General features: G+C 41.2%; 17 protein-coding genes. 2 read left to right on the top strand and 15 right to left on the bottom strand.

Annotated features, from left to right (window positions below):
• Positions 1–120: 120 nt before the first annotated feature.
• From dltD to OVN23_RS08330, 9 genes are all read right to left on the bottom strand, one after another.
• Positions 121–1,389 carry a D-alanyl-lipoteichoic acid biosynthesis protein DltD gene (dltD, locus tag OVN23_RS08370; RefSeq protein WP_267240964.1) on the bottom strand — a complete coding sequence of 423 codons (1,269 nt, stop codon included), beginning with the start codon at positions 1,387–1,389 and terminating at the stop codon, positions 121–123.
• Complete coding sequence (gene dltC / locus OVN23_RS08365; protein ID WP_173253001.1) at positions 1,382–1,621, bottom strand: D-alanine--poly(phosphoribitol) ligase subunit DltC; 240 nt, start codon at positions 1,619–1,621, stop codon at positions 1,382–1,384. The genes dltD and dltC overlap by 8 nt, the downstream gene beginning before the upstream one ends.
• 12 nt (positions 1,622–1,633) lie before the next feature.
• Positions 1,634–2,878, bottom strand: coding sequence for a D-alanyl-lipoteichoic acid biosynthesis protein DltB (gene dltB, locus OVN23_RS08360; RefSeq protein WP_267240963.1), 1,245 nt, complete (start codon positions 2,876–2,878; stop codon positions 1,634–1,636).
• On the bottom strand, positions 2,875–4,425 hold the full coding sequence (dltA, locus tag OVN23_RS08355) for a D-alanine--poly(phosphoribitol) ligase subunit DltA (protein ID WP_173253003.1): 1,551 nt from the start codon (positions 4,423–4,425) through the stop codon (positions 2,875–2,877). The genes dltB and dltA overlap by 4 nt, the downstream gene beginning before the upstream one ends.
• A gap of 20 nt (positions 4,426–4,445) precedes the next feature.
• Positions 4,446–4,577 (bottom strand): teichoic acid D-Ala incorporation-associated protein DltX, encoded by a 132-nt coding sequence (locus OVN23_RS08350; RefSeq protein ID WP_000813667.1) that lies wholly within the window; start codon positions 4,575–4,577, stop codon positions 4,446–4,448.
• Positions 4,578–4,805: 228 nt separating this feature from the next.
• A complete protein-coding gene (locus tag OVN23_RS08345; protein WP_173253004.1) occupies positions 4,806–5,510 on the bottom strand; it encodes an MIP/aquaporin family protein in 705 nt (234 codons plus the stop codon).
• A gap of 87 nt (positions 5,511–5,597) precedes the next feature.
• Entirely contained in the window at positions 5,598–7,424 is a 1,827-nt protein-coding gene (gene glpO / locus OVN23_RS08340; protein WP_267240962.1) for a type 1 glycerol-3-phosphate oxidase, read from the bottom strand.
• Between the two features lie 41 nt (positions 7,425–7,465).
• Positions 7,466–8,974, bottom strand: coding sequence for a glycerol kinase GlpK (glpK, locus tag OVN23_RS08335; protein ID WP_267240961.1), 1,509 nt, complete (start codon positions 8,972–8,974; stop codon positions 7,466–7,468).
• Positions 8,975–9,133: 159 nt separating this feature from the next.
• A complete protein-coding gene (locus tag OVN23_RS08330; protein WP_267240960.1) occupies positions 9,134–10,561 on the bottom strand; it encodes a helix-turn-helix domain-containing protein in 1,428 nt (475 codons plus the stop codon).
• 164 nt (positions 10,562–10,725) lie between these two features.
• Between OVN23_RS08330 and hslO the strand changes: the two genes are divergently transcribed.
• Both hslO and dusB read left to right on the top strand, forming a co-directional pair.
• Entirely contained in the window at positions 10,726–11,598 is an 873-nt protein-coding gene (gene hslO, locus OVN23_RS08325; RefSeq protein ID WP_000357854.1) for an Hsp33 family molecular chaperone HslO, read from the top strand.
• Positions 11,585–12,565, top strand: a complete 981-nt coding sequence (gene dusB, locus OVN23_RS08320) for a tRNA dihydrouridine synthase DusB (RefSeq protein WP_173228934.1) — start codon at positions 11,585–11,587, stop codon at positions 12,563–12,565. The genes hslO and dusB overlap by 14 nt, the downstream gene beginning before the upstream one ends.
• Before the next feature lie 73 nt (positions 12,566–12,638).
• Here dusB and OVN23_RS08315 read toward each other — a convergent pair whose 3' ends face one another.
• The 6 genes from OVN23_RS08315 to OVN23_RS08290 form a co-directional block, all read right to left on the bottom strand.
• On the bottom strand, positions 12,639–14,939 hold the full coding sequence (locus OVN23_RS08315; RefSeq protein ID WP_267240958.1) for an RICH domain-containing protein: 2,301 nt from the start codon (positions 14,937–14,939) through the stop codon (positions 12,639–12,641).
• A gap of 76 nt (positions 14,940–15,015) precedes the next feature.
• Positions 15,016–15,543 carry an isoprenylcysteine carboxyl methyltransferase family protein gene (locus OVN23_RS08310; protein WP_173253007.1) on the bottom strand — a complete coding sequence of 176 codons (528 nt, stop codon included), beginning with the start codon at positions 15,541–15,543 and terminating at the stop codon, positions 15,016–15,018.
• Positions 15,544–15,711: 168 nt separating this feature from the next.
• Positions 15,712–17,055, bottom strand: a complete 1,344-nt coding sequence (locus tag OVN23_RS08305; RefSeq protein ID WP_267240957.1) for an ATP-binding protein — start codon at positions 17,053–17,055, stop codon at positions 15,712–15,714.
• The gene (rr06, locus tag OVN23_RS08300) at positions 17,052–17,705 is read right to left on the bottom strand and encodes a two-component system response regulator RR06 (protein ID WP_173253009.1); all 654 of its coding nucleotides are present in this window, start codon (positions 17,703–17,705) and stop codon (positions 17,052–17,054) included. Before rr06 ends, OVN23_RS08305 begins: the two co-directional genes overlap by 4 nt.
• Positions 17,706–18,232: 527 nt before the next feature.
• A complete protein-coding gene (locus OVN23_RS08295) occupies positions 18,233–20,665 on the bottom strand; it encodes an ATP-dependent Clp protease ATP-binding subunit (RefSeq protein WP_173253010.1) in 2,433 nt (810 codons plus the stop codon).
• Position 20,666: 1 nt separating this feature from the next.
• Entirely contained in the window at positions 20,667–21,125 is a 459-nt protein-coding gene (locus OVN23_RS08290; RefSeq protein WP_173253011.1) for a CtsR family transcriptional regulator, read from the bottom strand.
• Positions 21,126–21,142: the final 17 nt, after the last annotated feature.

Genomic DNA, 21,142 nt, shown 5'->3' with positions numbered 1-21,142 from the left:
TTAAAAGAAAAATACTATTCTTTGAAAAATTATTTACTGGTTAATTATATCACAACCAAAAAAAGAGTCAAGAAAAAACGTGAAAACTAGTTTCATCCTTGAACTCTTCTATACTATTATCTATTGAAATGCCTTGACATCTCCATCATAAGTCGCCCAGTCTTTACTGAAAAAGCGCTCATTCAGATGGTACGTCGGAGCTGGGGTGGGATTGGATAGGAAGGGATCAACGGCCTTATCAAATGCCAACCAACCTAACCAACCAAGGTGAATGGTGTCCTTCATAAAGAAAGGCTCCCCGCCGTCCTTAGAAAAATCTGCTATATTGGTAAAACCTTGACTTTCTAATTGGTAGCGAATCTTCTGCACCGTTTGTTGGTACATATCCTCTCGTAAACCAGCGTAGTCCATCCATTTTTTATTAACAGGTGGAATGATAAAAATCGGGTTTACCCTAGATTTAGAAAACTGTGTTAAAACCAACTGCAAGTCATTATACTCTGGCGACTTGAGATAGGTAAAGCTTTTCTGAGAGTCCTTTAATTTCTTCAGATCCTTCTTAATCTGCGTATTATAGAAATAATTTTCCATTCCCAGATCATTATTGGAAGTATTCTTTTCAGCATCTGCTTTAACGACATCTTCTATAGCTTGATAAGAAAACTGGTCTGGCAAGGTCTTTAAATACTTAACTACATGCTTATCATAATTGACATAGCCTCTAACTGAAAACTGCCCAAAAAAGGAAGCTTGGCGTTCATTAAACCGAGCCAATAATTCAATCATTTCATTGTCTGCCGTCGACAATTCTTCTTTACTTGCCAACTTCTGAACCAAATCCTTCATAGCTACGTTAGGAAACTGCTGTAGTAAGCGAGTCGCCGCATATTGGCTAGCCTGATCTCCAGATTGATGTTCCAGAAAACTGGTCAACTGGTCTCCATTAAAATACTGCTGAAAAGCTGCTGGCTCATAACCATATTTACTGAACCACTGGGGTGAGATAACATACACAACTTGTTTATTCTCTAGCTGTGGCAACATCTGTTGCATTCCAAAATACTGGTTAAGCGATGCAGCTCCCCTCTGTCCTAAAAGATACGGACGGTAGGAGCGATTATACTTCTCAGCCAAGACTGCAGGATGAGCACCGTCAAAACGAAGCCATTCACTAGAGCCAAAGAAGGGAACAAAACGTATGTTCGGATCAGATAGTGCTCTGACCTTTTGACTTCGCTCCTTAAAACTATCGATAGTAGTAGCCACTGCTGAACGCTTTTCAGGTCCTAGATTATGACGCATCTCAGTAGGATAAAAGAAAATGAGCAGAAAAACCAACAAACCAGCTATCAAGACCGGTCCGAAGATCATCCATAAGCGTTTAAGCATTTTGTAGCTCCACAATACCAGCTATGATTTTATTAGCTGTATTCCAGTCGTCGCGACCAAACTCTGTTACAGGGACACGAATGTCAAAACGGTTTTCAATCTCCACAATCAACTCAACCGTTCCCATACTATCCAAGACACCTGCGTCAAAAAGATCTTCATCCATCATGTCAGAAACATCTTCCATAAACAACTCATCAATAATTTTGATAACTTCTGATTTGATATCCATATTTTATTTCCTTTATTTTTTAAACCATAGATCATTCAAAAATCCAGAAAAGATTAAGAATGACAGCATGACGACATGGAAGGTGACAACCATGCCAAGCAACTGAATCCAGCGATTCTCAGGCAGAGCAGCTTTCCCTGCTTTTTTCCTCTCCTTATTGAGCGTTTTTTTCTTGCGAACCCAAGCGTCATTGATGACCAAGCCTAATCCATGAAAGAGTCCATAGGCGATATAGTACCAGGTCACTCCATGCCAAAATCCCATAATCAGCATATTTACAATGTAGGCCACACTTGAGGTTACATTGCGATTTTTAAAGACCTTCTTTCTGGTCAACACCATGACCATTCGCATAAAGACAAAGTCACGGAACCAGAAAGAAAGGCTCATGTGCCAGCGATTCCAAAACTCCTTCAAATCCCTTGATAAAAAGGGCTTGTTAAAGTTGATAGGGCTACGGATTCCCATCAAATTTGAAATGGCTAAGGCAAACATAGAATAACCTGCAAAGTCAAAGAAAAGTTCCAGACCAAAGGTATACATGACTGCCAAGGCATAGGGGTTAAAGAAGCCACCTGACTGCAAGGCTAAATTCTTCAAAGGAGAGAGTAAGGTCTCTCCTAAAACATGAGCTAGGATAAACTTGTACAAAAAGCCCCACATGATATAGCGAACAGATTCATCCAGCATATCCATCAACTCATCTCGCTCAGGAATGGTCTGATAATTTTCATTAAATCGCTTAAAGCGATCGATTGGACCACTTGAAAAGGTCGGCATGAAGAGAAGGAAACGAAGGAATTCCCAGAGGGTAAAATCCTTAATCACTCCATCTCTCAGCTCGATGATAATCCCAACCGAACGAAATGTCAGGTAAGAAATTCCCAAAAATCCAAGCAAAGACTGCGTTCCATTGATAGCTGGCTGCACCTTGACAAAGATAATCGGAAGGAGGGACAGAAAACTAACTAAGTAGAAGACCCACTTGCCATCCTTGCTTTTTCGATAATGCTTGTAGAAAAGCAGGAGCAATATTTCCCAGCAAAGGTAAATACCCAAGGCAGCCAACTGATTGGTCTTCCCACCTACCAACATGGTGACAATAAAGAAGAGACTTACCAGCACTTCGTACCAGGCAAAGCGTTTCTTGAAAAAGAGACCGATAAAGATGGGCAAGGTTGCAGCAATCACATAGACAAAATACTGAGGATTGCCGTATGGCTCTAAATGAGGAAGCTGTTGAAAGAACTCCATCATCTCTTATTCACCTCGTTAATCAATCCTTTAATGTCAATCTTTCCATTTGGAGTCAGTGGCAAACTGTCTTGATAAAGGAATTTAGACGGCATCATGTAGGACATCATGATGTCTGTCAAATCTTCCTTAATGGCCTTGGTAATATCGATATCACGCTCAAACTGCTCACGCACACCATCTTTTAAAATGACATAGGCCAATAGATTTTGCACCTTGTGGTCTTTATTATAACGTGGGACAGCGACAGCAGAATCGATAAAGCGAGACTTGTTGAGGTTTTGAGAGACATCTTCTAACTCAATGCGGTAACCGTTGAACTTAATCTGGAAGTCCATTCGTCCGCCGTAGAGAAGCAAGCCCTCATCTGTCATGGTTCCCACATCGCCTGTATGGTAGGCTGGCAGACCTTCAAACTCAAAGAAGGCTTCTGCCGTTTTTTCAGGATTGTTCATATAACCTTTTGAAACAGCTGGTCCTGACACAATGATTTCTCCCTGTTCGCCATTTGGCAGTTTATTTCCTTCCTCGTCAATGATAAAGGTTGGAGAATCAGCCTTGGTATAGCCGATTGGTAGGCGTTTGAGAGTCGCCAACATCTCGTCTGTCACAGCAACAGCTGACAAGGCTACTGTCGCTTCTGTTGGACCGTAAGCATTGATAATACGGGCATTCGGGAAACGCTCACGCAGTTTTTGAGCCGTTTTGACCGTCAATTCTTCACCATCAAAGTAGAAATGCGTGATTCCAGGCATTTTCTCACTGTTGAAGGCTTCAGACAACATGGCCATATCTGCAAAAGAAGGGGTTGATGTCCAGATAGCGATTGGCAATGAAAAGATAGTCGCAAAGAGTTGCTTAAAGTCCTGAGTAATGGCAGATGGAAGAGCAAAAAGCGTCCCACCAAGTGCCAAGGTCGGTGCCCAGTACATGACAGACAGGTCAAATGAATAAGGTGGTTGAGCCAGCATTTGCGGACGACTTGGCGTCGCAAATTCCTTATCCGTAATCATCCAGTTGGTAAAGCTGAGGAGGTTATCATGGGAAATCTGCACTCCCTTTGGCTTACCAGTCGTACCAGAAGTAAAGATAATGTAGTAATTATCATCGCCCTTGACTGGATGCGTGATCTCATAGCTAGTCCCTTGAGCAAAGGCTTCTTGAACCTGAGCTAGAGTCATCATCGGTGTAGAAACCTGCTCCAAAGGAAAGTCTGAAATGGCAATAATCAAACTTGGCTCCGCTACTTCTAAAATAGCCGAAACTCGCTCCAAGGCCGAATGGCTATCAATGGGAATGTAGGCATGACCTGACTTAGTCAGCGCTACAAAAGTTGCCAACATTTCATATTCTTGGCCACCAAAAACAACCACAGGAGACTTTTCAAGCAAGCCTAGTTGGTCAATGGCTGTAGCCAAACTATCCGAATCAGCCTTTAAATCGCCATAAGTGTGTTCCTGCCCCAAAACATTATAAACAGGATAGCTAGGCTGTATCTGAGCAAAATGCTCAATGGTTTCAATCATATCTACTATTGGTTTATTTGACACAATAGGAATTCTCCTTCAAGTTAAAATTCATTATAGATAAAGCTTCCTTGACCCTGACCAAGATAGCTAAAGAAGTAAAGCAGCCCTAGAAAGATAAGAAAATACAAGGCTGTCCGACCAAGAAAAAGGTACAATTCTTTTCTCTGTTTCATCAAGAAAAACCATTCATTTCTGTAATTTTTCGCTAAAATAAGAGTGATTCTTACTAGCTTATTTTTCTACCATTGTACCACTTTATATAGTATTTTTTCAATTGTTTACCGTATGTTTTCAATAGATTTCAGCTTATTTTAAGGATTATGCGGTTTTCTATGTATATTTTAAAAGAAAAAAGCCTGAGATTTCCATCTCAAGCTCTATCAACATAGTTGTTTTCCAGATTAGAAAAGTGAGAATACGAGAACGGCCAAGGCTGCACCGATAACAGGTCCCACAACAGGAATCCAAGCGTAAGACCAGTCTCCGTCTCCCTTGTTTGAAATTGGAAGGATACTGTGCATGATACGAGGTCCAAGGTCACGTGCAGGGTTCAAGGCATAGCCTGTTGTCCCACCTAGTGATAGACCAATACCGACAATCAAGGTTCCAACTGCGAAGGTTCCGATACCTGCCTGAAAATCATAAAGCCCCAAAGCAAAGATTGTCAACACCAAAACAAAGGTTCCAAGGATTTCGCTAATCAAGTTTGATACAGTATCCTTGATGGCTGGTCCAGTACTGAAGGTTGCCAGGATATTTCCTGCATTTTCTTCTGCCTCATAGTGAGGTTTGAATTGCAACCAAACCAAAATCTGACCAAGCATAGCCCCTGCGAACTGAGCTAGGATGTATGGAAAAACGGAAGCCCAAGGCAAACCACCTTTTAAGGCCACACCAATGGTCACAGCTGGGTTTAAATGAGCTGGACTGAGCTTGCCAGATACAAAAACTGCAACTGCAACCGCAATCCCCCAACCCATAGTAATCACAATCCAACCTGAGCTATTGCTCTTGGTTTTAGGAAGAACTACACCTGCTACAACACCATTTCCTAGAAGAATCAGGATTAAAGTCCCCAAAAATTCTCCAAATAATTCATTCGTCATCTTTCTGTCTCCATTAAAAAGAAGGGGCGGGCGACAAGGAGTCCTACCCTCCACCTCTTTTATTTTTTTTATTTTTTTTATTTTTTCTTAATTTTTTAATTCTGCTAAATCGTTATTAGCGAGAGCTGCTTCGACATCAGCACGGTAAGTTGCTTTTTCTTCTTCTGTCCAGTCATAGAATCGTCCCATTTCATTCAAAACTGGCTCAACGATGCTATCCAAACTATCACGCATAAAGAGCATATGGTTGGTACGACGAAGAAGGAAGTCAACTGGGCTAAGAGCCAACTCATTGCGCATTGCATAGTGAAGTGATAAAGTATCTGCCAAGCTGAGTCCTGGTGCTTGTTCCAAACTATGAGCAAGAGCAAAGACCTTCGGTGCATTTGAACCGTAAAGATTTGCTAGGTAATGGGCTTCCTTACTATCCAATCCACGTGACACTCCAAGTTGCGCAAAAGCTTCGATTTCTGAGTCTACATTTGCTGGGTTCAATTCTCCACCTGAAACAGGGTAAGTCTTAGAGTTGATCAGTTTAAAACTACGGTCAAATTCTGCTTTGAGGATGTCAACCACGCGCTCCATAGCTCCTTCAGCCATCTTACGGTAGTCTGTGATTTTACCACCAGCAAGGGTCAAGAGACCATTATCATCTCGGTCCAAGCTAGAGCCACGAGAAACAGCAGATGGGTCCAAATGTTTCTCAGAGGTACTGCTTTCAAGCTTGCTGACAGCAGACTCAACATCTTCACGCGTTTTTTCTTTAGAGAGATAAGATTCAACAGTAGCAATCAAGTTGTTAAAGCTTTCATCACTGATGGTTCCGTTATTTCCTCCATTGTAGTCAGAAGCGCTATTACCTGCGATCAATGGACGAAGACCTGCCCAGCTACTTTCAATGTCAGCAACTGTAATATTCGCTTCTGGGAAGCGGTTGTTGACAATACCAAGTAGATAATCTACATCTTCCTGCGTCACTTTTGGATGTTCCAAATCACCTGTGTAGTCTGTATCAGTTGTACCAAAGTAAGTCTTGTTTTCACGTGGGAGAACAAAGACCATACGGCCATCACCCAAACCTGTATCAAAGTAAACTGGCTGTGACACCTTGATCTTGCTTGAATCCACTACCAGGTGAACTCCCTTAGTTGGACGCATTTGTGAGAATTGGGTTCCCATATTAGACAAATTGCGCACCTTATCGCTCCAAGGACCTGTTGTGTTAATCACCAGACGGGCCTTGATTTCAAAGGCTTGGTCTGTCAAGAGATCACGGGCTACAACACCTGTAATCTTGCCGTTTTCGTCAAAGAGGAAGCCTTCTGCCTTAACGTGGCTGGCAATGAGGGCACCGTCTTGGTTGGCACGTTTGATGTTTTCAATCACGAGACGCGCATCGTTGTTACGGAAGTCAAGGTAAACCCCACCTCCTACCAAACCTTCTTTCTTCAAGTTTGGCTGGCGTTCCAAGACTTGATCCTTGCTCAAAACCTTGTTGGCAGCTGGTGTGTTGTTAACTCCTGCCAAAAGGTCGTACAAGTCCATGGCTACTTTGAGACGGAAGAGACTAAAGGTTGCTCCATCTTCATCGTAAACTGGCAAGAGCATTGGGTCCGGTTTTGGAATGTGTGGTGCGATTTGTTGAACCACTGCACGTTCAGAAACTGTATCTGAGACCACTTCTACGTCAAATTGCTTAAGGTAACGAAGTCCTCCGTGAACCAATTTAGTTGAACGGCTAGATGTTCCTTCTGCGAAGTCTTGCATTTCAATCAAACCAGTATCTAGACCACTGGCTGCCGCCTGCAAAGCTACACCAGCACCGGTGATTCCTCCACCGATAATCAAGAGGTCCAAGGTACGTTCCTGCATTTTTTGAATTGATAATTCACGTGTTTTCTTTGAAAATTCCATATTTACACACTTTCTAACTGAGTCGCTTTATTCTTCCAGTATTAGTCGTCTACTTCCGCAAAGACTTGCGTTGCTTTCACAGCCTTCTTCCAGCCCTTGTAGAGTTGTTCCTTGCGAGATTCGTTCATAGATGGCTCAAAGAGTTCTCCTGTCTCGTTCAAGAGTTTCAACTCATCCAAGTCTTTCCAGTAACCTACTGATAAACCTGCTAAGAAGGCTGCCCCTAGAGCTGTTGTTTCCAAGTTTTTGGCACGTGCGATGTCGATTCCCAAGATGTCCGCTTGGAACTGCATGAGGAAATTGTTCATAGTTGCACCACCGTCTACTTTCAAGACTTGGATAGCTGTCTGCGCATCCACTTGCATGGTATCGATGATGTCACGCACTTGATAAGCGATAGATTGTAAAGTCGCCTTGATAAAGTCTTCTTTACTTGTTCCACGAGTCAAACCAAAGACGGAACCACGAGCATTTTGGTTCCAGTATGGAGCGCCTAGACCTGTAAAGGCTGGAACGACATAAACTTCATCGTTGTTGTGAGAATCACGAGCGTATTTTTCAGATTCTGGTGAATTTTCGACCATGCGAAGACCGTCACGAAGCCACTGAATGGCACTACCTGCTATGAAGATAGAACCTTCCAATGCATAGTAAACCTTGCCATTAATTCCGTAACCAATGGTTGTCAAGAGGTTGTTTTCAGATAACTGCATTTCTTCACCAGTATTCATGATGATGAAAGAACCTGTTCCATAAGTATTTTTAACCATACCAGGTTCAAAGGCCAACTGCCCAAAGAGGGCTGCTTGTTGGTCCCCAGCCATACCTGAGATTGGCACTTCTCCACCGTAGAAATGGAATGGGGCTGTCTTACCGTAGATTTCAGAGTTAGAACGAACTTCTGGAAGCATAGCCTTAGGAATGTTGAGGATTTCCAAAATCTCATCATCCCATTTGAGTTCTTTAATGTTATAAAGCATGGTACGAGCTGCATTTGAGTAGTCAGTCACGTGAGCCGCACCATCAGTCAATTTCCAAACCAACCAAGTATCAATGGTACCAAAGAGCAATTCCCCTTTTTCTGCTCGCTCTTGAGCGCCCTCTACATGGTCCAAAATCCAACGAACCTTGGTCGCAGAGAAGTAAGCATCGATAATCAAACCAGTCTTTTCATGGAATTTTTCCACATAACCTTGACTTTTTAGTTGCTCAGCCAAAGGTGCTGTCTGACGTGATTGCCAAACGATAGCATTGTAAATAGGGAGCCCTGTTTTCTTATCCCAGACAACCGTTGTTTCACGTTGGTTGGTAATTCCGATTGCTTCGATTTGATTTGGCTTGACACCACTTTCGATGAAAGCACCCGCAATAACTGACTGGACGGAGTTCCAAATTTCATTGGCATTGTGCTCAACCCAACCTGCCTGAGGGAAAATCTGAGTAAACTCTTTTTGACTCGAGCTAACTTTTTCTCCTTTTTTGTTGAAAATAATGGCACGAGAACTTGTAGTTCCCTGGTCAATGGCCATGATATATTTTTCTTGTGACATGTGCTGTCCTCCTGATAAAGATCTTGAGGATGTTTCCTCTTTACACTTACTAGTATACAAAATAAAGCGCTTTCTTGTTCATCAACTTTTTTTAATTTTTTAAAAAATGTGAGGAGATTGTGTGAATTTCACAAAAAAGACCTGGAACAACCAAGCCTTTTAGGTAAATAATAACTGACGAATAGCCGCCAAATCTTCCATATCCAAGTCATTTTTTAAATAATAGACTGGTGTTTGTTCCTTCTTATGAATCGGGTTGTTGGTAACCAGCAAATCATAATGTCGAGTTCGGTCATAGGCTTCAATGGTAATAAAACGATTGTATTCCAAATACCGTTTCAAAATGGCTGCCATCCTTGAAAAGACAAGAAAACCTGATGTCAAATCCAGACCAATCCGCATATGCTGGCCACCATTTTCAGCCATATATTCGATTAACTGGAGCCATTCCCAGAGAATTTTCTTATCCAAATCCGTCCCCTGCTGAAAAGTGGGCAAGGTATGAAAAACCTCCTCTGCTATCCCCCTAAAATCATGTTCCATCAACAAATAAGGATGGCGATTCTCTAACTGGTACTTGTAGCGGTCCTGTAAAATATAGCCCTTGTATAGATAGACTTGAGCACAAAGCTGACTAAGTTCATAGGTGACATGGTCCTCTGTATAATCACCCAGCAACTCCTCTTTCTTCATTTCTTGAATCAACTGCGTCAGCAAACCTGCCAACTGCCCTCCAAAACCAAGGATATATTCCATAGTATGAAGAGGAAGGATGCGATGAGATAGGAGGAAAGAGAAGAAAATCATCATCTCCCCATCCTCAGTTCCGAGAGGGAGGTGTTGTCCAGCAAAAAAGGACGGAGCCTTTCTCAACAAACGAAGGTAGAAAATATTGTCAAAATACCCTCGCATTTTCTCTTCTATGACTTGAAACTGACAGGCATTGACCCGGAGACGCTGTTGACTGATGTGAGACCATAGAACCAAGTCTAACTTCTGCCCCGAAGACAAACTCGCACCGCAGATTTCTTCTAGTGTAGCAATTTCCTGCTTTCTCTCTGGTTTCTGCATGTGACCTTCCCACTCCTGACTCGACCAGACCTTGCGGAAAAGACAAAAATAAAAGTAACGAATCTGATGCTCTGGACCTCGCCAACGTCCATTTTGGATGGATAAGTCAAATTCTGACAAAATCTGATTTAAACTAGCTAAGTGGCGACCAAGCGTAGCCTCACTAATCATCAATTCTTGAGCTAGCTGATGGGCTAAAAACTGTTGGTGGTAGAGAAGATAGACCAAAATCTGGTATTTAACAGCATTCTCCAAAAACAAGCTCCGAATATCTCTCCCCTTGGTAGCTGCACCGATTGACAGACGCAAATTTTCATCTTCTAAGTGAATAGTCAGCTCTAAGCCACTATCCAAAGCCTTGTCATTGAGCAGGGTGACATATTTGGTTAGGGTTGCTTTTGAAAATCCTGTTTCCTCCATTACAGCCTTGACAGTCGTCTGAGACTCTTGTAATAGAAAGGAAAGGATTGAAAATTGGCCAGATTCAGCCTTTTCCATCAAATCTCCTAAATACATTTGTTACCCCTTTCATTTTCTACCTTAAGCATAGCATAAATCTTACAAATGCTGAAATAATCTGTTTCTCTTTTTATTTACCTGCTGATTTCCTTATCCATTCTCCTGAAAATCAACAAACACACGGCTCCCCCTTTGGGCATTTTTATGCTAAAATAGTAGCTATGGATAAAATTATTAAAACAATATCAGAAAGTGGCGCCTTTCGTGCTTTTGTCCTTGATAGCACTGAAACCGTCCGCACTGCTCAAGAAAAACACCAAACCCAAGCTAGCTCAACTGTAGCGCTTGGTCGAACTCTTATCGCTAGCCAGATTCTCGCAGCCAATGAAAAAGGAAATACCAAACTAACAGTGAAGGTACTGGGCTCTAGCTCTCTAGGTGCTATCATCACCGTCGCTGATACCAAGGGGAATGTCAAAGGTTACGTTCAAAATCCTGGTGTTGACATCAAAAAGACTGCAACTGGTGAAGTTTTAGTTGGACCTTTTGTCGGCAATGGTCAATTCCTCGTTATCACAGACTACGGTACTGGAAATCCTTACAACTCTATGACTCCCCTCATTTCTGGGGAAATCGGTGAAGACCTTGCCTTTTACCTGACTGAAAGCCAACAAACCCCTTCTGCAGTCGGCCTCAATGTCCTTTTGGACGAAGAAGACAAGGTCAAGGTTGCTGGTGGTTTCCTAGTTCAAGTCTTGCCGGGAGCCAAGGAAGAAGAGATTGCCCGTTTTGAGAAACGCATCCAAGAAATGCCAGCTATCTCGACCCTTCTGGAAAGTGAAGACCATATCGAAGCCCTCCTCAAAGCTATCTACGGTGACGAGGCCTACAAGCGTCTTTCTGAAGAAGAAATCCGTTTCCAATGTGACTGTAGCCATGAACGCTTTATGAACGCTCTTGCCAGCCTTCCAAGCTCAGACCTACAGGAAATGAAAGAGGAAGACCACGGGGCAGAAATCACTTGTCAATTCTGCCAAACAACTTACAACTTTGATGAAAACGACCTGGAGGAACTCATTCGTGACAAATCTTAATACACCTTTTATGATTGGCAATGTTGAGATTCCCAATCGTACCGTTTTAGCGCCCATGGCTGGCGTGACCAACTCAGCCTTTCGTACCATCGCAAAAGAGCTCGGAGCTGGACTCGTTGTCATGGAAATGGTCTCTGACAAGGGAATCCAATACAACAATGAAAAAACCTTGCACATGCTTCATATCGACGAAGGCGAAAACCCTGTTTCTATCCAACTTTTTGGTAGTGATGAAGACAGCCTAGCACGCGCAGCAGAATTCATCCAAGAAAACACCAAAACCGATATCGTGGATATCAACATGGGCTGCCCTGTTAACAAAATCGTGAAGAACGAAGCTGGCGCTATGTGGCTCAAGGATCCAGATAAGATTTACTCTATCATCAACAAGGTCCAGTCTGTCCTTGATATTCCACTTACTGTCAAAATGCGTACCGGCTGGGCTGACCCGTCTCTTGCAGTAGAAAATGCCCTCGCTGCTGAAGCAGCAGGTGTTTCTGCCCTCGCCATGCATGGCCGTACCCGTGAGCAAATGTATACAGGTCACGCAGACCTTGAGACCCTGCACAAGGTTGCTCAAGCTCTGACCAAGATTCCATTTATCGCTAATGGTGACATCCGTACTGTCCAAGAAGCCAAACAACGCATCGAAGAAGTCGGTGCTGACGCAGTCATGATTGGTCGCGCTGCCATGGGAAATCCTTACCTCTTCAACCAAATCAACCATTACTTTGAAACAGGAGAAATCCTCCCTGATTTGACTTTTGAGGACAAGATGAAAATTGCCTATGAACACTTAACACGCTTGATTGCACTTAAAGGAGAAAACGTTGCAGTCCGTGAATTCCGTGGACTAGCCCCTCACTACCTCCGTGGAACATCTGGCGCTGCCAAACTCCGTGGAGCCATTTCACAAGCCAACACCCTAGCAGAGATTGAAGCCCTCTTGCAGTTGGATAAGGCTTAATAGTTTAAAACCCGTAACTCTCTTAAATGTTACGGGTTTTTGATTTATATAGGCAAGCAATATCTATATGAAATTAGTCATTCTCCGTCTCTTTTCCTTTTAATAGATAAACACCTACTAGAGATATCAGACCTAAGAATTCCATAAGCAACGTTGACATTGTTCCAGTTGATGGGAGTGCTTGCTTATCTTTTTTATCTGAATTTGAACGATTTTCACTCATTTGATTTGCTTTATCAGCAAGAAGAACCATTTCCTTATCATCAGATTGAGTTTTTCCTTCCCTATTTGCCTCTGGCTCGGCAACCATTTGTTTTTTAGGAAGTGTTTTAATCGCAAATAAGCTGAAATGACTCGTTTTGAAAACGACTTGTCCATTTTCAACTGTTGATGGGAGCAACTCCAACTCTCCGTTTTCTTTCACATGGTAAACTTGAATCTCAGAATCAATATTACCAATTGCAAGACGAACTACTCTCTCTCCCTTCACATGGGTTTCTTTCCCATCTTTTGAAAGGGAAATATCAAATACGCGCACTGTTCCTTGCCCTGTTTGACGGGTAATATTATCAATCATTTCTTTTGTTGTTACCTCTTTAAGATTGACAGAATCTGCTTCTGTAGCAGTTTCAAACATAACAGTAATCTTGGTATTTCCATTTTGAGTTGTAAATACCTTTTGAACAGTAGATGTCGGTTGAGATGAGAGAGTAGGAGAAATACTGTTAGATCTGGTAGGAGATGAAGAATTTGTCTCGTTTCCTGATGGTTTACTTGGAGTAGGTTCCTCTGGTTTTTCTGGAGATTTTGGTTTAGTGGAAGCACTAGAACTTCCTGAAGAGCTGGTGGAACCGGAGTGACTTCCTGCAGTGGATCCTGATGGGTTCTGCTCTTTTTCCGCAGGTTTGCTTGGAGCAGGTCGCTCTGGTTTTTCTGGAGATTTTGGTTTAGTGGAAGCACTAGAACTTCCTGAAGAGCTGGTGGAACCGGAGTGACTTCCTGTGGTTGAACCTGATGGGTTCTGCTCCTTTTCCGCAGGCTTGCTTGGAGTAGGTTGCTCTGGTTTTTCTGGAGTTTCTGGTTTAGTGGAAGATCCTGAATTTGACGAAGAAGATAAGCCCTTTTTAAAGTTAGACAAAGCTTCATCTAGTTTTGATTGACTTTCTGTAACCAGATTCTGTAGTTGGGCTTTTTGGGTTGAGTCATCTAATTTATGCAAATACGTTTTTTCAATATCTTTTAGCTTTTTAATTAGCTCTACAGTATTGATATGTTGCTCTTTTTCTAAATTTTTCTTGATGTCATCCAATAAGCCTGTTAGATGTTTAGTAACTGCAGCCTTTGCCTTATCTCGCTCTAAGCTGATTTCTCTATTTTGATGAGTAGCTATCAGTTCATCAATTGCCTGTTTAGATTTTTCTATCAGAGCTTCCACTTCTTCTTTACTCGAAGCACTCTCAAATTGCGTACTATATTCGGATAAAGTCTTTTGAGACGCCAACAAGAGGTCTCCAAACCAAAAAGCAGCTGGATTTAATTTTGTTAAACGACTTTTTCTATAATTATCCAAAGTTGTTTTAGCTGTTTCTTTAGCTTCTTTAAGATTTGTCTCCGTAGTTTTTTCAGTAGAAACTATATTTCCTCCTTGATTTTCTACTTTTGGTGGAGTTGGATTATTATGTTCTTTTCCAGAAGGTGAATCAGAATCTAATCCTTGATTCGCAGGCTTAGTCGTATCACCTCTACCATTAGAAGAATTAGAATTTCCTGATGGTTCACTTTGTTGATTTGATAAACTATTCTTAAAGTCCTCTACCAACTTATCTAGCTCACTTTGTCCTTTTTGTCTCATCTGTTCCACTTCTGCCTCATCATAAGCTTCATCAAACATACTTTGATACTTTCGGACAATACTTTTAACACCCTCTACTATCTCCCCGATTTTAGAATTATCTTGTTTTTCCAATTTTGTAAGTTCGTCTAAGCGATGTTCCATATATTTAGATAGAAGTAACTTAGCTTGAACAACTGCCTCATTACGTTTAGTCTCACGTATTGTCCGAGCCTCATCATAAAATTGATTTTGTACGCTCGCTAATGTTGAATAGTCCTTCCCATCTTCAATTTGTTTTCTATAGTCAGCTTTTCTATCACTAGATAAATCCGTATCTTCCAACTCTTTTATCAACTGCTGCTTGTATTCCTTCAACCTATCTTGCCCACTAGATGTAACCATGGGGTTATTCCCACCACCAACCACTTCTGCATGGACTACTCCTCCTAAGAACAGACTAGCAACTACTACACTAGCTACTCCAATACTAAATTTACGAATTGAATAACGTACTTTTCTTTCACTTTTTGATGCAAACATAATTATTTCCTCCAATATTTTTCTTAACACTACTATATCATTTCAATATGAACTGTATATGAATTGAATCTTGTATTTATCTCTTTATGCTTCCATTTGGGATTATAACTTCATGTAATAACTTTTCCTCTTCAGCTATTCGTCGATACAAAATAACTGCATAAACTGGAAAAACTAAAACAAAAGTCATATAGGCATGACTCAGCAAGGTTAAGCCAATCAACTCAGGAAGGATATTTAAAAAGTAATTGGGATGTTTTACTGTCCTAAATAAGACATGATCCACAAACTTATGATTTGGTGCCAACATCAACTTGACTGTCCAAATATCCCCAAGCAGATGAATAACAAGTAGCAACATCAACATAGAAAATATCAGGAGCACCAAACCCACAACACTCATCATATTGAAAGACGGTCGATAGACTAGGGCTTCCATAAAACAAGCCATATAAAAAACAATATGAACCAAGGTAAGACGTTTGGTATTTTTAATGCCAAATTCTCGCCCACCATCCCTACGAAGCCGTTTTTCATTTGCAATTGATTTCTTTAGGAACAACAAGCGAATTAAAAATACACAGATAATGATTATTGCTATCATCACGATCCCCTTTCTTTACCACTACTGTAACATCTCTATGTTAACCCAATATGAATTGAAAAAGAAAAAGAACGAAAACTGATTCCGTTCTTTGATTTACTCTATCACTACCATTCAAACTATGCTTCCTTAAATTATCCTCAAGTAAGAAAAGAGTATCACTAAAAGCTAACTATCTGGTAACAAGCAGATTTTAAATTCCATCCCTTGTTCATAAGGCAAGAAACTATAGGACATACGATGACTTTCTAAGATATTCTTCACAATATAAAGACCCAATCCTGATCCTGTTTCTCTGTCTGTTACAATTTGTGAATGGTAAAAAATATCAAATAAATGTTCTAACTCTTCCTGATTCAACGGAGCACATGTATTCCTAATAGAAAGATAACCATCTTGCTCAGAAATAGTCACAATGCCAGATTGATCTGAGTATTTGATAGCATTACTGATAAGATTTGTCAAGACTTTATCCAAAGCCTTCAAACTCATCCTTACTTTTGTATCAGTAGTCAACTGATTATCAATCACAAGATTTTTAGAAAATGCCAATTCCTGATATCGAGACAAAACATCTGTCAAAACGGTATTTACTATTAAAATCTCACTACACTCTGTCCATTCTTGAAATTTAGAAGATTCCAACACTTCCTCTAGCAAGAAACTCATCTGATCAATTTTCTCAATACTCTTTTCAAGATATTTAGGATGATCCTTATAATCCCCCACATTGTATTGCATATTTTCTAAGATAATCCTGAGAGTAGCTAGAGGTGTCTTTAATTCATGTGATGCTCCACGGACAAAGGAAACCTTTTGATTTTGCAATTTTACAATTTGCTCATTGCGATTTTCCAACTCATGAATAACCTTCAACAAGTGCTCGTACACACCATTAATCTGCTTTCCAACTTCACCAACTTCATCTTTTCTGCTTTCATCAAAACGAATATTATCATCCAAATCTTGCATCTTACTAGTCACTTCTGAAATGTAAAAAAGAGGATTGAGCAAGCGTTTCGTATAAAAATAAGAAAAAACAAAGGAAAAAGCAATTGTAACCAAGAATGTATAGGGGAGATACAAAAGCAAAATATTCTTTGCTTCTTTGTAGATATCCACTCCCTGCACAAACTGCACCGTTACCTGTTTACCATCTGCTGTACTAACAGGCATATCTAACATCACGATATAATTTGATAGCTCTCCATCTTTAATATCTAAGTCATGCACAAGAGGGAGCCGCTTATCTAAGATATCTCTTTTAAGGTGAGCAGATATAGTCAAGGACTTTGAATAAGACTGGAGTAAGCTTGGAATTTCATCAGCTGTCTTAGTCTTTAAATACTCCGTAAACACTCTTGCACTCTCATTAAACTTTTCCCCTTCCAACTGAATATAATAAAAAGGAAAGGTCAAATAAATAGCTATATGAATGACTAGACCAACACCACCTAGAATTGCAAAACTTCTTAAAAAAGACTTGGTTAATAATTTAGGATTTTTTATCATAAGCTAATCTTATACCCAACATTTTTCACAGTCACGATACAATCTAAAGCCAATTTTTTACGAAGAGTACGAATATAGACATCAACGACCCTATCACAAGGTAAATCAGCTACATCTTTTGAAATTTCTTCCAATATCTGCTCTCTACTTAAAACTTGATTTTTATGTTGAATCAAACACTTTAGTACCAATAATTCCTTTGGTTTGAGATCAATTTCTTCATTTTTATAATGTGCTTTGTAAGAGGTAAAATCCACTGTTACATCCTGATATTGCCAAAGATCCTCTATGACGTAGTAACGTCTGATAAGCGCTTTAATACGCTTGGCAAGCAGTACCAAAGAAAAAGGCTTTGTCACATGATCATCAGCATAGAGATCAAATACCTGTGACTGAGTAGTTTCATCTCCCAGAGCACTCAAGACGATGATAGGAATATCGTGCTCTTGATTGATTTCTTTTAACACTTCAAAACCACTCTTCCTAGGCATCATTAAATCCAGTACCATGAGATGGATAGGAAGATCTTGAAATTTTTCCAAGGCCTCTTGTCCATCCTTAGCCATAATAACATGATAACCCTCTTCTGTCAGAAATGCTGCAATTCCTTCTCTAATCATTTCCTCGTCATCTGCAACTAAAATGTTCATCTTTCTCCCTTTCTACTACCGGAACTTCACACATCTATTTCCTGTATGTTATTTGAAAATTTCCTACCAGCCTATCATCTATGATAATGGAATGGATTTCATTTATCCGCTACTTGTTGTCAACAACAACGTAAATACAAGAAAATCATTCATCTTGCAACTTAGTTTGATTTTTCAAATACAAGCTAGAACGGGGTTGACAGGCAAAAAAGAAACAGGTCTCTTTTGAAAGAATAAAAATTTCAGATAAGACTGCTCTTTTTCTACTACACACGCTCTAAGACAAATACGATGGAGGGTAATAAACATATGAATTTTGGGTTGAATAGTGAAAACCACGGATCCTTTAGAAGCTATAGGTTTTAGTTTCATACTCTTCGAAAATCTCTTCAAACCACGTCATCTCTATCTGCAACCTCAAAACAGTGTTTTGAGCAACCTGCGGCTAGCTTCCTAGTTTGCTTTTTGATTTTCATTGAGTTTCACTCCACTGTGACTTATGGTCAGATGCTGATACTTTTATTCTTTTATGCAATATCAAATTTTAACTGGCCTGCTTTAACACCAATCTTAAGTGTGCTACCTGCCTCTAATTCTCCCTTGAGAAGAAGTTCTGCCAACTTGTCTTCCACTTCTGTTTGCAATGTTCTGCGAAGTGGACGAGCTCCCATCTCTGGGTCATATCCTTGATTTGCCAATAATTTCAGTGCGGAAGCTTGTAATTTCAAGTCAATGCCTTTTTCAGCCAAACTTTCCACTAAAGGTTTGACCATAATCTTCACCACTTCCTGCATATGGTCGCTAGACAGGCTATGGAAGACCACCTTTTCATCAATACGGTTAATAAACTCAGGTCTATAAGCTTTTTTCAGCTCTTCAAACATGCGTTTTTCCATATTCTCCTGATCAAAACGAATGTCCTTTGCCCCAAAACCAACTGTCTTGTCATCACGAAGGGCAGTTGCACCAAGGTTTGACGTCATGATGATAATGGTATTTGAAAAGTCAACCTTGCGTCCTTTACTATCTGTCAAGACACCATCATCCAAGACCTGCAAGAGAACATTAAAGATGTCTGGATGGGCCTTCTCTACCTCGTCAAAGAGGAGAACGGAATAGGGTTTGTTGCGAACCTTCTCTGTCAACTCCCCACCTTCTTCGTAACCCACATAGCCTGGAGGAGCTCCGTTGAGACGGCTGGCTGCAAATTTCTCCATATACTCACTCATATCAAAGCGGATAAGGGCTGATTCGTCGTCAAAAAGAACTTCTGCCAGAGCTTTGGCCAATTCGGTCTTACCGACACCTGTCGGTCCTAGGAACATAAAGGAACCAATCGGGCGCTTATGACTACGAATCCCTGACTGATTGCGGCGAATGGCACGACTAATACTTGAAACTGCTTGATCTTGACCGATGACACGTTTGTGTAGTTCTGCTTCCAAGTTCAGGTATTTCTTAGCATCAGTCTGAGTCAGTTTTTGAACGGGGATACCTGACAAGCGACTCAAGGTGGTCAAAATGTCAGACTCTGTCACCAAGTCTTTGTAAACAGGCACTTCCTCTTCTTTTGCGATTAGCTGAGCTGCTTGTTTCCACTTGCCATCCATCAAGGCCTTGTCAGCTGAACTCAAGCCAGAATCGTCTGCTTTTACATGCTTTGCTTTATTTTGCACTGTTGCTGCTGCCTCATCCAAGAGATCGATAGCAGAGTCTGGCAAGTGACGACTAGTTAAGTAACGATGGGCCATCTTAACGGCTGTTTCAACCGCTTCATCTGTGATTTGTACACGGTGATGTTTCTCATAAGTCGCCTTCAACCCCTGCAAAATGGTCATGCTATCTGCAACACTTGGCTCTTCAATCGTCACTTTAGCGAAACGACGAGAAAGGGCCGCATCTTTTTCGATATGTTTTTGATATTCTTCCTGAGTAGTCGCACCAACCGTTCTCAAAGTTCCACGCGCCAAGGCTGGCTTCAAGATATTGGCCGCATCCAGAGTTGAGTCAATTCCACTACCAGAACCCATGATAGTGTGAAGTTCATCGATAAAGAGGATAACTTGACCATCTTCTTCAATATCCTTTATGATATTGTTCATGCGTTCTTCAAAGTCACCACGGAAGCGTGTCCCTGCAACAACGTTCATCAAATCAAGCTCTAACACGCGCATCTTAGCCATTTCCGCAGGTACATCACCACTAGCAATACGCTGAGCGAGCCCAAGCGCCAAGGCTGTTTTCCCGACACCAGCATCCCCAACCAAGACAGGATTGTTCTTGGTCTTTCGACTCAAGATTTGAATCATACGTGAGATTTCCTTATCCCGACCGATGACTGGTTCTAACTTGCCAGAACGCGCTTGCTCTGTCAAATCATGCGTATAGTCCTCGAGACCACCGCTTGGAGTCTGGGGCATGCCCATCATATTGGCCATAGAATTTTGCTTGTCAGCTACTGTACGATGCCGTTGGCGTAGAGCCTTGAGGTCTTCACGAGTCCATCCTGCTCGTTCTTCTAAATTTCGACGAAGGGCTGCAATCTTGACCTGATCTTTCTTGTCTTCATAAGAAAAACCAACCCTCTCCAAGATACGAGTCGCCAAGGCATTGCCATCATGCAAAATCGCATAGAGGACGTGCTCCGTCCCTAGCACCTTAGCATGGACCACTGACGCTACATACTCTGCTTCATCAAAAAGAACTTGCAAACGATGGGAGAACGGCAATTCCGTAAAGGTTTCATCCTGGCTATAGTCCGTTTCAGTCAGTTCCAAAGCCACCTCTTCTAAACGGTCCATCTCATATGGATAATCATTTAAAGTTGCCCCTGCCACACTATAACTGTGATTGGACATGGCAATCAACAAGTGCCAAGACTCTAGGTAACGAGCTTCAAAATGGCCAGCCACCATGTAGGCACTCTCGATACATTCATTCAATGCTTTTGAATAGTTCATCTTACTTCCCTTTTCTATCTACCTCTTGTATGACCTGGCGTAGCATGTTTGCACGATGGACTGGAGCTTCTTCTCCTAGAACGCGATCCAAAGCTACTGCTACCAGCAAATTCATCTCCTGCTTGGTCATCAATTCCTGCTCAACCAAAAGCTGCAGAATATCTTCATAAATTTCTTGACTGACTCGCTCACCAATCGAGTAAAGCAGCTCCCGGAGCATTTCATGATGACTAGAAAACTCAATCCGTCCTATACGAATATAGCCTCCGCCACCACGCTTACTTTCAACCAAGTAGCCTCTACTTTCAGTAAAGCGTGTCTTGATCACATAGTTAATCTGACTAGGGACAACCTGAAAGGTATCTGCCAACTGACTACGTTGCAACTCCACGATACCAGATTGATCTAAAATCGCCTTGATGTAGGCCTCAATATGATCCGATGTATTTTTAAATCTCATTACAACCCACCTCTCTC

The sequence above is a fragment of the Streptococcus sp. Marseille-Q6488 genome, from assembly GCF_946902925.1.
GTDB lineage: Bacteria > Bacillota > Bacilli > Lactobacillales > Streptococcaceae > Streptococcus.
Note: the sequence above shows the minus strand (reverse complement) of the source record. Positions and strands in the feature narration are given on the sequence as shown.

Excerpts from the sequence above, each read along its gene's own strand:
- OVN23_RS08330 (WP_267240960.1), bottom strand. The coding sequence starts at position 10,561 with ATGTATTTAGGAGATTTGATGGAAAAGGCTGAATCTGGCCAATTTTCA.
- hslO (WP_000357854.1), top strand. The coding sequence starts at position 10,726 with ATGGATAAAATTATTAAAACAATATCAGAAAGTGGCGCCTTTCGTGCT.
- dltC (WP_173253001.1), bottom strand. The coding sequence starts at position 1,621 with ATGGATATCAAATCAGAAGTTATCAAAATTATTGATGAGTTGTTTATG.
- dltB (WP_267240963.1), bottom strand. The coding sequence starts at position 2,878 with ATGATGGAGTTCTTTCAACAGCTTCCTCATTTAGAGCCATACGGCAAT.
- OVN23_RS08350 (WP_000813667.1), bottom strand. The coding sequence starts at position 4,577 with ATGAAACAGAGAAAAGAATTGTACCTTTTTCTTGGTCGGACAGCCTTG.
- dltD (WP_267240964.1), bottom strand. The coding sequence starts at position 1,389 with ATGCTTAAACGCTTATGGATGATCTTCGGACCGGTCTTGATAGCTGGT.
- glpK (WP_267240961.1), bottom strand. The coding sequence starts at position 8,974 with ATGTCACAAGAAAAATATATCATGGCCATTGACCAGGGAACTACAAGT.
- OVN23_RS08345 (WP_173253004.1), bottom strand. The coding sequence starts at position 5,510 with ATGACGAATGAATTATTTGGAGAATTTTTGGGGACTTTAATCCTGATT.
- OVN23_RS08315 (WP_267240958.1), bottom strand. The coding sequence starts at position 14,939 with ATGTTTGCATCAAAAAGTGAAAGAAAAGTACGTTATTCAATTCGTAAA.
- OVN23_RS08310 (WP_173253007.1), bottom strand. The coding sequence starts at position 15,543 with ATGATAGCAATAATCATTATCTGTGTATTTTTAATTCGCTTGTTGTTC.
- OVN23_RS08305 (WP_267240957.1), bottom strand. The coding sequence starts at position 17,055 with ATGATAAAAAATCCTAAATTATTAACCAAGTCTTTTTTAAGAAGTTTT.
- glpO (WP_267240962.1), bottom strand. The coding sequence starts at position 7,424 with ATGGAATTTTCAAAGAAAACACGTGAATTATCAATTCAAAAAATGCAG.
- rr06 (WP_173253009.1), bottom strand. The coding sequence starts at position 17,705 with ATGAACATTTTAGTTGCAGATGACGAGGAAATGATTAGAGAAGGAATT.
- OVN23_RS08295 (WP_173253010.1), bottom strand. The coding sequence starts at position 20,665 with ATGAACTATTCAAAAGCATTGAATGAATGTATCGAGAGTGCCTACATG.
- OVN23_RS08290 (WP_173253011.1), bottom strand. The coding sequence starts at position 21,125 with ATGAGATTTAAAAATACATCGGATCATATTGAGGCCTACATCAAGGCG.